The following is a 12,392-nucleotide window of genomic DNA, read 5'->3' on the forward strand; positions in this document are numbered from 1 at the left end:
TTATAAAAGTATATAAAAGTTTCAAATATATTCAGAAAAATGATGGCTTAGCCAGTATTAATGAGCATTTATAAATTGACAAAATATATGGACTATTATAGAATGATATTGTCTAATTGGGATACATAGATAAATTTAATAGATATTTAATATCAAATATTGCATGGTGAAAATAGTAAATATTACTATGGACAGTACCTTTTGATTGTTGTATATTCTTTAGTAATATTAATAAAAAGGAGGGCTATAAGTGGAGTTTAAATTTGATTTAGAGAAGAATAAGGACAAGCTTGATGAATTTAAGATTTTTATTAAAGACAACAAAGAAAAGCAAGGAGCTTTAATGCCTGTACTACAAGAGGCACAAGCTAAATTTGGCTATTTGCCAGTTGAAGTTTTAGAAATGATATCAAAAGGATTAAATGTACCGTTATCTGAAATATATGGAGTAGCTACTTTTTATTCCCAATTTTCATTAATACCAAAAGGTGAATTCAAAATTGGAATTTGTTTAGGAACTGCATGTTATGTAAAAGGATCTCAAGAATTACTTAATAAGGTTATGGAAGAGCTAGGTATTGAATCAGGACAAACTACACCAGATATGAAATTCTCATTAACGGCCACCAGATGTATTGGAGCTTGTGGATTAGCACCAGTTTTATCAGTGAATGATGATGTATATGGTAGATTGAAGCCTGAAGATGTAAAAGGCATATTAGATAAATATAGATAATATGGAGGTGTAGACGATGACCACTATTAAAGAATTAAATGAAATTAAAGAAAAAAGTCTGAATAGAATTAAGCTTCGTCAGTCAGAGCTAGGCAAGGAGTTCATTGATGAGAGAGAGGGTTTCAAAAAACACCATGTATTAGTTTGTGGTGGGACGGGATGTCACTCATCAAATGGAGATAAGATCAAGAATTTAATAGAAGAGAAGGTAAAAGAAAAAGGGTTATCTGAAGATATACAAGTAATACTCACAGGTTGTTTTGGCTTATGTGAATCAGGACCAAATATAGTAGTCTACCCTGAAGGTGTATTTTATAGCCATGTTGAATTAGAAGATGTTGAGGAAATCGTAGAAGAGCATATAGTAAAAGGTCATATAGTTAAAAGAAGATTATTTAAGGAATCCTATGTGGAAGACAAGATTAAACCTGTTAGCGAAGTTAACTTTTATAAAAAACAAACTAGAATCGCACTTAGAAATTGTGGAGTTATAGCCCCAGAAGATATAGAAGAATACATAGCACTTGATGGATATTCAGCGCTAGCAAAAGTAATAACAGAAATGACTCAAGAAGAAGTAATAAAGACTGTGAAGGACTCTAATTTACGTGGTAGAGGTGGTGCAGGATTCCCAGCAGGGAGAAAGTGGGAAGAAGCATATAAATATGATGCAGATCAAAAATATATAATCTGTAATGCAGATGAGGGAGATCCTGGTGCATTTATGGATAGATCAATACTGGAGGGAGACCCTCACTCTGTACTGGAAGCTATGGCTATAGCTGGTTATGCAGTAGGTGCAGATCAAGGTTTTATTTACGTTAGAGCAGAGTATCCAATAGCTGTACAAAGATTAGAAGTAGCTATAAAGCAAGCGAGAGAATACGGATTATTAGGTAGAAATATATTAGGTACAGATTTCAATTTTGATATTGAATTAAGACTTGGGGCAGGAGCCTTTGTATGCGGTGAAGGTACAGCTCTTATGGAATCCATAGAGGGAAGAAGAGGCATGCCAAGAACTAAAATCAATAGAACTGCTCATAAAGGTTTATGGCAGAAACCAACTATTATAAATAATGTAGAAACTCTTGCAAATGTACCAATAATATTTCAAAAAGGAGTAGAATGGTTTAGAAATATCGGTACAGAAAAGTCTCCAGGAACTAAAGTTTTTGCTTTAGGTGGAAAGATTGAAAATACAGGACTAGTTGAAATACCAATGGGTATGACTCTTAGGGAAATTGTATATGATATTGGCGGTGGGATACCAAATGGTAAGGAATTTAAAGCTGTACAAACTGGTGGACCTTCAGGCGGCTGTATACCAGCTGAATATTTAGATGTACCAGTAGACTTTGAATCCTTAGGTGCATTAGGTTCCATTATGGGTTCAGGCGGAATGGTTGTAATGGATGAAAATAATTGTATGGTTGATATTGCTAGGTTCTTCCTTGACTTTACTGTAGAGGAATCTTGTGGTAAATGTGTACCATGCAGAGAAGGTACAAAGAGAATGCTTGAGATTTTGGAAAGAATTACTGAAGGCAAGGGAGAAGAAGGAGATATAGAGAGACTAGAAAGTCTATCTGAAACAATTAGCTCTGCATCTTTATGCGGACTTGGACAATCAGCTGCTAATCCAGTAATAACTACATTGAAATATTTTAGACATGAATATGAGGCTCATATAAGAGATAAGAAATGTCCTGCTGGTGCATGTCAAGCACTTCTAGAATACTACATTACAGATAAATGTATTGGATGTACTAAATGTGCTAGAAACTGTCCTGTTTCCTGCATCGATGGAAAGGTAAAGGAAAGACATGTAATAGATACAGATAAATGTATTAAATGTGGTAATTGCATGACAGTATGTCCTGTTGGAGCAGTAATTAAGAGATAGAGAAGGAGGTAAAGTGATGAAATATGTAACACTTACTATAGATGGACAAAAGATCACGGTGCCTGAAGACTATTCTATAATCCAAGCTGCAAAAGAACTTAACATAGAGATTCCAGCTCTTTGCTATGACCCTAATCTAGAAGTGGTATCAGCCTGTAGATTATGTATAGTTGAAATAGAAGGCAGTAAAAAACTTGAAACCTCCTGCTCTGTCAAGGTTAGAGAAGGTATGGTTGTAAATACGGAGACTGAAAGAGTAGTAAATGCTAGGAAAGATATATTACAACTTTTATTAGATAGTCATCCAAATGATTGTTTGACTTGCCAAAAAGCGGGAGAGTGTTTATTACAGAAATATTCCTATAGATATAATGTTAGGTTTAAAGAACATGATGGTGCTATGAGACCCAAACTTATAGATACTTCAAGTCCATATATATTGAAAGATAACAGTAAATGTATCTTATGCGGTAAATGTGTTAGAACTTGCTCTCAGATAAAGGGAGAAAGAGAAGTTTTAGCCTTTGCTAAGAGAGGTTATAATACCCAAATAGTTTTAGATGATGATCAAAGCTTTGAAACCTCAAAATGTGTATCCTGTAATAGATGTGTGACTGTATGTCCTGTGGGAGCCTTAGTAGATAAGAGACTATTGGGTAAGACCAGAGTTTGGGAAGCAGAGGTTAAAACTGTAAGCTGTAAGGTATGTGCATATGGATGTGAATTTGAAGTATTATCTAAGAAAAATAAAAACATTGCAGTAAGAGCCAAATCACCTTCTAATGGCAGACCTTTATGCTTGAAGGGGAGACTTACTACAGAATTAATGTATCTCCATAATCCGGATAAGCCTTATAGGAAGATAGGCAAAAAATTTGTTGAGTCTAGCTGGACGAAGACTCTTGGATTATCAGATATTATAGAAAAAATAGAGAAGATAGAGGAAAAATAATTCTCAAGATTTTAGTAGCAAAATATTAAATCTATTAATTTATAATAATATGATTTATAAGAAGGGGATATATAATGACAATCCATGAATTTAAATCAATTATAGAGTTTGCTGTAAATAATGAAGTCGAGGCATATGAATTCTATAGGGATGCTGCTTTAAAGGTACAAGATCAACATCTTAAAGAGACCTTTGAAGAATTAGCTGAAGAAGAATTAAAACATAAGAAGTTCTTAGAAGACTTTTTGGATAGTGGAGCGGATGAAATAAAAGTAAGTGAAGTTAGCGATTATAAACTAGCTGAAACCATAGATAAACCAAGGCTAACTGTAGAAATGAAGTTCGCAGATGCTATTGGCTTAGCAATAAAGAATGAAGAAGAAGCTATGAATATGTATAAAAATTTATCTAATATTTGTTTAGATGAGGAGCAGAAAAAGCTTTTTCTTGGACTTATGAAGATGGAGCAAATGCATAAGACTAGGCTAGAAGATATTTATGTTAATGTTGCTTATAATGAAGTATGGTAACAAAAGAATTCATTAGAAGAAGATTTTGCATATCAATATAAAAGCATAAAATAGCCAATGATTTTTTAATGTTTTAGTACCGTGTGGAGGCGAAAATATGATTACATTTATTATGAATGGAAAAGAGGTTAAAGTAAAAGAGGGAACTTCTATATTAGAAGCTGCTCGAGAAAATGGAATAGATATTCCTACTTTATGCTATGACAAAGAGCTTTCATCCTTTGGTGGATGTAGGTTATGTGTGGTAGAAGTAGAGGGCTCTAAAAACCTTGTTGCATCTTGTTCGGCTAAGGCAAGAGAAGGGATGGTAGTATATACAGAGTCTGAAAGAGTAGTTAAGGTTCGTAGAGATATTTTAGATTTATTATATTCAAATCACCCAAAGGATTGCTTGACTTGCGAAAAGTCTGGAGAGTGTGGACTTCAAGATTTATGTTATAAATACGGAATAAAAGAAGGTTCTTTTAAGGGAGAAGTAAAACAGTATGCAATAGATAGTCTAAATCCTGTTATGGAAAGAGATCAAAGTAAATGCATCTTATGTGGCAAATGTGTAAGAGTATGTAGTGAAATTCAAGTGACATCTGCAATTGATTTTACAAATAGAGGTTTTAATTCTAAGGTTACTACTGGTTTTGATGAGCCTATTAATTATAAGAACTGTAGAATGTGTGGTCAATGTATAACAGCATGTCCTACTGGTGCTCTTATAAACAAGCAGTTGAAAGGTATTAGGCCATGGGAGGTTAAGAAAGTTCGTACTACTTGTCCATTTTGCGGAACAGGATGTAATTTCGATCTAAACGTAAAGGATGGAAAGGTAGTTGGAGTAACTCCTAATCCAGACTCACCAGTAAACGGAAAATCCCTCTGTGTAAAGGGAAGATATCACACAGACTTTATAAACAATCCTGATAGAATCACTAAACCATTGATCAAAAAAGATGGAGAATTTGTTGAATCTAGCTGGGATGAAGCTATAAAATTAGTAGTTAAAAACCTCAAGGATGTAAAAGAACAACATGGCGGAGATGCTATAGCAGGATTAAGTTCTGCACGTTGCACTAATGAGGATAATTTCGTATTTCAAAAGATGATGAGAGTCGCTTTAGGCACCAACAATGTAGACCATTGTGCCCGAACCTGACATGCTCCTACAGTTGCAGGTCTTGCAACTACATTAGGAAGTGGAGCTATGACTAATGCTATTGGAGAAGTAGAGGGAAATGAAGTATTATTCATTATTGGTTCTAATGCTACAGAGGCTCATCCAATAATTGGAAACAAAATGAAAAAAGCAGCTAAAAATGGATCAAAGCTTATAGTAATAGATCCACGTCGTACAGAGCTGGCAGAAATGGCTACTATATGGTTACCTTTAAATTCAGGTACAGATGCCGCCCTAATAAACGGATTGATGCATATCATAGTAAAAGAAGGATGGCATGACAAAGAATTTATAGAAACACGCTGCACAGGATTTGAAAATGTATTAGAGACAATAGAAAACTATTCTCCAGAAGTAGTGGCTAGGATTACTGGAATATCTGAAGATATGCTATATGAAACTGCTAAACTCTATACAAGTACTAAGAAGGCAGGTATATTCTACACTCTAGGAATAACAGAACATACTACAGGAACAGCAAATGTTATGAATCTTGCAAACCTAGCTATGCTTACAGGACATTTAGGTTTAGAGAATTCAGGGATAAATCCAATGCGTGGACAGAATAATGTTCAAGGAGCTTGCGATATGGCAGCACTTCCTAATACATTCCCTGGATATCAAAACTTATCAGAGGAAAAAAATATAAAATTCTTTGAAGAATTTTGGAATGTAGAATTAAATCCTAATAATGGACTTAGAATTCCAGAAATGTTAGATGAAGCACTAATAGGAAACGTTAAAGCAATGTATGTTATGGGAGAAGATCCTGTGCTTACAGATCCAGATGCGAACCATGTTAAGAAGTCCTTAAAGAATTTAGACTTCTTAGTAGTACAAGATTTATTCCTAACAGAGACTGCTAAATTTGCCGATGTTGTACTTCCAGCAACATGTTATGCTGAAAAAGACGGTACATTTACAAATACTGAGAGAAGAGTTCAGAGAGTTAGAAAAGCTGTTGAAGCACCTGGTGAATGCAGGCTAGATTGGATGATATTAAGTGAAATAGCCACAAAATTAGGAGCAAAGGGATTTGATTATAGAAACTCTGAGGATATATTTAATGAAATAAGAGAAACAACACCTAGTTATAGAGGAATAACTTATGAGAGAATAGATAAAGTAGGTTTACAATGGCCATGTCCAACGGAAGAGCACCCTGGTACTCCATATCTTCATAAGGGAACTTTCCCAAGAGGAAAAGGATTGATGATTCCAGTTGAATATGAGGCACCGGCAGAACTTACATGTGAAGAGTACCCAATACTTCTTTCCACTGGAAGGATGTTATATCATTATAACATAATGACTAGACATTCTAGAAACCTAGATGATATAAGACCTTATGAGCTTGCAGAAATGAATCCAGTAGATGCTGAGAGGTTAGAAGTAGAAGAAGAAGATTTTGTAAGGGTAACATCAAGAAGAGGGTCTATATTGAGTAGGGTGACAGTAACAGATAAAGTTAAACCAGGAATGATGTTTATGACATTCCATTATAAAGAATCTCCTGTAAATGAATTAACTAATTCAGCATATGACCCAGTTACTAAGACTGCTGAATATAAGATTTCTGCAGTAAGAGTAGAAAAAGTTGAAAATATATAGACTATACTTGGAGTGGTTAATATGTTTAAGGTTGGAATAATAACAGCAAGTGACAAAGGCTCTGTCGGAGCAAGAGAAGATAAATCTGGAGAAATAATAACCGAAATAATAGAAAATAGAGGTTATATTGTATCAAGTAAAATTATAGTTCCTGACGAAAAAGAGACTATATATAATGAGATAATTAATATGGTGGATAATTTGCAAGTAGATTTAGTTTTGACTACTGGAGGAACAGGTTTTAGTGAAAGAGATATTACTCCTGAAGCTACGATAAAGGCTTGTGATAGAATGGCAAATGGAATAGCTGAGGCTATAAGATATTATAGTCTCAGCATTACTCCTAGAGCTATGCTGTCTAGGGGAGTGTCGGGGATAAGAAATAAAACTTTGATAATCAATTTGCCTGGTAGTCCAAAGGCAGTCAAAGAAGCCTTGGATTATATATTAGATAGCGTTCATCATGGCTTAGAAATCCTAACAGGAAAAGATTCAGAGTGTGCTCGATAGAAGGTGAATCGGTGAAAAGGTTTGGAGCAGCAATAATATTAGCAGGCGGTAAAAGTTCAAGAATGGGCTTTGATAAACAATTTTTGAAGATTGATAAAAAAAGACTTATGAGTTTAGTGATTAATAAACTTGAAGAAGAGTTTGACGAAATCATTATTGTAACAAATAAACCTGAAGAATACAATGAGTTTAACCAAAAAATAAGAACAGATATAATTAAAGGAATGGGACCTTTAAGTGGGATCCATTCAGGTTTAAATGAGGCTTCATCTGAATATGCTTTTGTAATTGCCTGTGATATGCCTAATATTGATATAGATTATATAAGATATATGAAAAAAGCTATTGAGAACAAAGATATAGATATTTGTGTGACACGTATTAGAGATAGGATAGAGCCATTGCATGGCTTTTATTCTAAGAGGATAATAGAAAATATTGAAAAACATTTATTATCCAATATGAGGGCTATAAACTCTTTAATTACTAAATCAAAAACTCATTATATAGAAGAAGATGAGGTTGTAAAATTTAGTTTAAATAAAGATATATTTAAAAACTTAAATACAATAGAAGACTTAGATGAATTTCTTTTGATACAATAAAAATGTTGGATATCCAACATTTTTATTGTATTTTACTCTAAATTAATGTAATAATAAGAGCTTATCCTCATTTAGATTAACATAAATTGATTTCCCCTTATATAGTTCCTTTTTATTAACTTCTTCTTCAAAAGCTTTCATATAGATAGGAGACTGAGAAATTCCGTCATTATCCATTTCATTTTCTAATACTAAGGTATAAGAGTGTAAATTTTGTATTATATCCATTATATTTAATTTAAAAGTATTTATTGTGGATTCATAATCAGAGCAAAGATTAATATTTTGAGTATGGATACCGACATATCGGATATTATCCTTCACTATAGTATTGCATATTAATTCTAAACCCCAATCTATGGCGTAAATTTTATTTTCAGAAATTTTTTCTATTCTAGAAATATTTCTACAACCAATTAGCATTGCAGTATTAAGAGTTTCAGGATTGTTGAATAGATTTTCCTTATAATTAGTTTCTTCTATTTTTCCATTATTTAATACTGCGATTCTGTCACATATTCGATAAACTTCATCCTTGTTGTGAGATACATATAATGCACTGCCATTATGTTTTTTTAATATATCAATAAGCTCCTGCTCCATTTGCCATCTCAAATGTTCATCTAAAGCTGAAAAAGGTTCATCTAGCATTAATATTTTAGGTTCGTTTACTAACATTCTAGCCAGTGCTACTCTTTGTTGCTGCCCACCAGACAATTGGTGAGGATAATTACTTTCCAATCCTTCCAAAGAGAAAGATTTAATTATTTCTTTTATAATCCCAGATTTGTTCTGGCGATTTTTTGGAGCTCCAATAGCTATGTTTCTTTCTAATGTCATGTTAGGGAAAAGAGCATAATTTTGAAACAATAATCCTACTTTTCTATTTTGAGGTAATATATTTATCTTTTTTTTACTATCAAAAAGCACTACGTCATTTAATACAATCTGGCCCTCATCTGGTGTCTCGATTCCAGCGATACATTTAAGTGTCATACTTTTTCCGCAACCAGAGGCACCTAAAAGAGCTAATGTTTCTTTATTTGTTTCAAATTCTACATCTAGGAAGAAATCTCCAAATGTTTTTTTTATATTAGCATAAAGAATATCTAATTACCTCCTTTCCCTACTTTGTTGATTTTCACACTTTCTAACTTGTTCATTATCAATATTGCTATAAATGATATTGCAACCATAATAGCAACCCATTTATAAGCCAGAGCTCTATTACCTCCCTGAACAGCACTATAAACTGCAACTGCCATGGTTTGAGTCTTACCTGGAATATTGCCAGCTAACATAATCGTAGCACCAAATTCGCCTAATGCTCTTGCAAAGGCTAAAATAGTTCCAGCCATAATACTAGAGAAACTATTAGGTAGCATTATTTTTAAAAATATTTCATGTTCAGATAAACCTAAAGTTCTTGCTACATAAATCATATTTCTATCCAGTTGTTCAAAAGCACCTCTTGCAGTTCTATACATTAATGGAAAAGAAACAACTACAGAAGCTATAATAGTAGCAGTACTAGAGAATACAATAGAAATATCATATAATGCTAAGAACTTACCAATAAAGCTATTCTTTCCTAAGAAAATCAATAGAAAAAAGCCTACAACAGTAGGAGGTAATACTAGAGGAAGGGTTAAAAACCCATCCACTAATCCTTTAAATCTTTTTAATTTTGTAGTTAAATATGCTGCATAAATTCCACAGATGAAAGTTATTATAGTTGCAATAACTGCAGCTTTTAAAGATATTAATAAAGGGGAATAACTCATATTATCCTCCGTTCATTTCTATTTCATTGAGAAACCATATTTTTCAAATAATTTAATAGCCTCATCTGTAGATAGGAAATCTAAGAATGCTTGTGATCTATCAGGATTTTGACTATCTTTAATTACTGCCACTGGATAACTAACTTCTTTGTGGCTTCCTTCAGGAGCTTCAGTGATTATATTGATACTATCTGATGTAAATGCATCAGTAGCATAAACAATGCCGCAGTTAACCTCTCCGCTTTCTACCCAAGTAAGTACTGTTCTAACGTCATTTGCTAATACAAGTTTTGAATTAATCTTATCAGCTATATTTAAGTTATTAAATATTTCTTCACTATATTGACCTACGGGAACATTTCCTGGGTCCCCTATTGCAATTTTCTTTATTTCATCTTTAGCTAAGTCTTCAAAAGATTTCATATCAATCTTTCCATCCTTTGGAGTAATAAGTACTACTTTATTCACTAATAAAGTCTTAATTGTACCGTCTAATATATGGCCTCCTTCTTCTAAAGCATTCATTTGTTTTTGAGCTGCTGACATAAACACATCAACTGGTGCCCCTTCTTCTATTTGAGTCTGCAATGCTCCAGAACCTCCAAAAGTAAATGTAAGAGTAGTTTCGGGCTCTACAGTTTTATATACTTCTGCTAATTCACCTAATACATCTGTTAAACTTGCTGCAGCTGAAATAAGTAATTCTACAGGCTCCTTTGGTTTAACCTTTTCCTCTTTATCTGCTTCACTTTTATCTTCTGCTTTTACTTCAGTATCCTCATTAGGATTATTTGTTATACCTTTACTACATCCAACCATGAAGGTGGAAACAAAAACTAATGATAATAGAATGACAAATAAATTTTTTAACTTCATTTTTATATCCTCCCTTTTTTATATTATCTGGGGTAAAAGTTTGTCCCAGAGAAAAACTTAGATATTCATATTATAAAGCGAACCTCTTTTACAAGAGTAACGATGACGTTTTTTTATCGCTCATTTGAGCGATAAATTTTAACATAGTTTAATTATTTTTTAACATTGTTTTATAGATGAAAGATAATTAACAATATTCTCTTAGCCAAAATATTTTTTATAAAGCTTTTCTGCTTCCACATTTAACTCGGAAACAAAGGATTGATACCTATTTAATAAATCTTCACCTTCTTTTGAAAGCTCAGATTTACCTCCGCCTTTGCCGCCTATAACACTAATAAACAAAGGAAAACCTAGCTCTTTTTCAGCATTTTTAATTATTTTCCATCCTTTGCTAGGTGATAATTCCATAATTCTATAGGCTTTAGATAAACTTCCTGTTTCCTTAACTAACTCCATAATTCTTGCAATCCCTGGGCCAAATGTAGAATCATTATAGACTATCTTTATTCTAGTATTAAAATGTGAATTTCCTTTAGAATCTAAGGTCACAGTAATCGCTCCCAATCTTCTTCATAAATTAGCTTTGATACAAAGCATTATAATATAAGAATATTATAATTGCAATTAAATTTAATAAAATATTTTTTATAAGTAGAGAAGTAGTTATAAGTAGTATATTTAACGATAGAACCTTGTCAATATGACAAAGGGCTCTGTCAATATGACAAGATAATTATAAAATCATATATGACAAAGTAGGATATATAAATTTTTAACAAAAAATATTTTTTCAAGATGTGTAAACTATAGGATTACAAAAGAACATTTACTATCAGTAAGCATAATGGCATAAATATTGCAATTGATATTAGTTTGATAAAAAAATAATTTGCGAGGTGAACAAAATTGAAAAGACGTACATTTTTGAAAATGTTAGGAGGTATAGGAGCATTAAGTCTGACTGGTTTAACCATAGGATGTAATAAAAAAGACGCTGTAAATACTGATGTTCCAAATGAATTCCCAAAGCTTTCTCAATTACCAGGGCAAAAGCCAGAGGCTATGATCAATCTAGAAACAGGTGCTGTTGAAGTAGAACCATCAATATTGATGAGACATAGTGCATGTTTAGGCTGCTATAGCTCATGTGGAAATCGTGTAAAGATTGATAAAAATACTGGCAAAATATTGAGAGTATATGGAAATCCATATAATCCTAATAATGCGGAGCCACATCTTTCATTTGAAGAGCCTTTAACAGAATCATATTTGGCTTTTAGTAGTTATAAAGATAAAGGCAGCATGCATAGAGGTGCATTATGTGCTAGAGGAAATGCTACTTTAGAAAGTCATTATGACCCCATGAGGATATTAGTTCCGCTGAAAAGAACAGGAACTAGGGGAGAAGGAAAGTGGAAGCCTATCACTTGGGATGAGGCGGTGGAAGAAACTGTAGAGGGTGGAGAATTATTTAAGGATATAGGTGAAGATATTGTTATAGATGGATTTAGAAAAATAAGAGATTTAGAAACACCTATAGATTCAAAGGCCCCGGAGTTTGGTCCAAAAACAAATCAATTAGTTTTTTTTGGAGGACGTGGAGATGGAAGAACTTCATTTGCAGGAAGGTTTACGAGTTCATTTGGAACTGTAAATAACTTTGGACATGGTTATTCCTGAGGCGGTTCTAAAACACCTGCGGCGCAGGTAA

The 12,392-nt window shown here is 33.1% G+C and carries 12 protein-coding genes; 8 read left to right on the top strand and 4 right to left on the bottom strand.

The window, feature by feature from the left end; translation table 11 throughout:
* Positions 1-250: 250 nt before the first annotated feature.
* The 7 genes from nuoE (at position 251) to RDK80_RS16825 (ending at position 8,018) form a co-directional block, all read left to right on the top strand.
* Complete coding sequence (nuoE, locus tag RDK80_RS16795; RefSeq protein WP_094903016.1) at positions 251-736, top strand: NADH-quinone oxidoreductase subunit NuoE; 486 nt, start codon at positions 251-253, stop codon at positions 734-736.
* A 16-nt stretch (positions 737-752) separates the two neighbouring features.
* A complete protein-coding gene (locus RDK80_RS16800; protein ID WP_216560147.1) occupies positions 753-2,642 on the top strand; it encodes an NADH-quinone oxidoreductase subunit NuoF in 1,890 nt (629 codons plus the stop codon).
* Between the two features lie 16 nt (positions 2,643-2,658).
* On the top strand, positions 2,659-3,594 hold the full coding sequence (locus RDK80_RS16805; RefSeq protein ID WP_308524933.1) for a 2Fe-2S iron-sulfur cluster-binding protein: 936 nt from the start codon (positions 2,659-2,661) through the stop codon (positions 3,592-3,594).
* A 74-nt stretch (positions 3,595-3,668) separates the two neighbouring features.
* Entirely contained in the window at positions 3,669-4,124 is a 456-nt protein-coding gene (locus RDK80_RS16810) for a ferritin family protein (RefSeq protein WP_308524934.1), read from the top strand.
* A 97-nt stretch (positions 4,125-4,221) separates the two neighbouring features.
* Positions 4,222-6,903, top strand: a complete 2,682-nt coding sequence (gene fdhF, locus RDK80_RS16815) for a formate dehydrogenase subunit alpha (RefSeq protein ID WP_308524935.1) — start codon at positions 4,222-4,224, stop codon at positions 6,901-6,903.
* A 21-nt stretch (positions 6,904-6,924) separates the two neighbouring features.
* Complete coding sequence (locus RDK80_RS16820; RefSeq protein WP_308524936.1) at positions 6,925-7,413, top strand: MogA/MoaB family molybdenum cofactor biosynthesis protein; 489 nt, start codon at positions 6,925-6,927, stop codon at positions 7,411-7,413.
* Between the two features lie 11 nt (positions 7,414-7,424).
* Positions 7,425-8,018 carry a molybdenum cofactor guanylyltransferase gene (locus tag RDK80_RS16825; RefSeq protein WP_308524937.1) on the top strand — a complete coding sequence of 198 codons (594 nt, stop codon included), beginning with the start codon at positions 7,425-7,427 and terminating at the stop codon, positions 8,016-8,018.
* Between the two features lie 42 nt (positions 8,019-8,060).
* Here RDK80_RS16825 and RDK80_RS16830 read toward each other — a convergent pair whose 3' ends face one another.
* The 4 genes from RDK80_RS16830 to RDK80_RS16845 form a co-directional block, all read right to left on the bottom strand.
* Positions 8,061-9,125, bottom strand: coding sequence for an ATP-binding cassette domain-containing protein (locus RDK80_RS16830; protein WP_308524954.1), 1,065 nt, complete (start codon positions 9,123-9,125; stop codon positions 8,061-8,063).
* Between the two features lie 2 nt (positions 9,126-9,127).
* Positions 9,128-9,802 carry a molybdate ABC transporter permease subunit gene (gene modB, locus RDK80_RS16835; RefSeq protein ID WP_308524938.1) on the bottom strand — a complete coding sequence of 225 codons (675 nt, stop codon included), beginning with the start codon at positions 9,800-9,802 and terminating at the stop codon, positions 9,128-9,130.
* A gap of 18 nt (positions 9,803-9,820) precedes the next feature.
* Positions 9,821-10,678 carry a molybdate ABC transporter substrate-binding protein gene (gene modA / locus RDK80_RS16840; protein WP_308524939.1) on the bottom strand — a complete coding sequence of 286 codons (858 nt, stop codon included), beginning with the start codon at positions 10,676-10,678 and terminating at the stop codon, positions 9,821-9,823.
* A gap of 201 nt (positions 10,679-10,879) precedes the next feature.
* The gene (locus RDK80_RS16845; protein WP_308524940.1) at positions 10,880-11,230 is read right to left on the bottom strand and encodes a LysR family transcriptional regulator; all 351 of its coding nucleotides are present in this window, start codon (positions 11,228-11,230) and stop codon (positions 10,880-10,882) included.
* Positions 11,231-11,587: 357 nt separating this feature from the next.
* Here RDK80_RS16845 and RDK80_RS16850 point away from each other — a divergent pair, with 357 nt between their 5' ends.
* Positions 11,588-12,361 carry a hypothetical protein gene (locus RDK80_RS16850; protein WP_308524941.1) on the top strand — a complete coding sequence of 258 codons (774 nt, stop codon included), beginning with the start codon at positions 11,588-11,590 and terminating at the stop codon, positions 12,359-12,361.
* Positions 12,362-12,392 lie beyond the last annotated feature (31 nt).

This window comes from uncultured Tissierella sp. (assembly GCF_902479755.1).
GTDB classification, from domain to species: domain Bacteria; phylum Bacillota; class Clostridia; order Tissierellales; family Tissierellaceae; genus Tissierella; species Tissierella carlieri.

Coding starts and splice junctions, on each gene's coding strand:
- RDK80_RS16800 (WP_216560147.1), top strand. CDS start 753: ATGACCACTATTAAAGAATTAAATGAAATTAAAGAAAAAAGTCTGAAT.
- RDK80_RS16805 (WP_308524933.1), top strand. CDS start 2,659: ATGAAATATGTAACACTTACTATAGATGGACAAAAGATCACGGTGCCT.
- RDK80_RS16810 (WP_308524934.1), top strand. CDS start 3,669: ATGACAATCCATGAATTTAAATCAATTATAGAGTTTGCTGTAAATAAT.
- RDK80_RS16820 (WP_308524936.1), top strand. CDS start 6,925: ATGTTTAAGGTTGGAATAATAACAGCAAGTGACAAAGGCTCTGTCGGA.
- modB (WP_308524938.1), bottom strand. CDS start 9,802: ATGAGTTATTCCCCTTTATTAATATCTTTAAAAGCTGCAGTTATTGCA.
- modA (WP_308524939.1), bottom strand. CDS start 10,678: ATGAAGTTAAAAAATTTATTTGTCATTCTATTATCATTAGTTTTTGTT.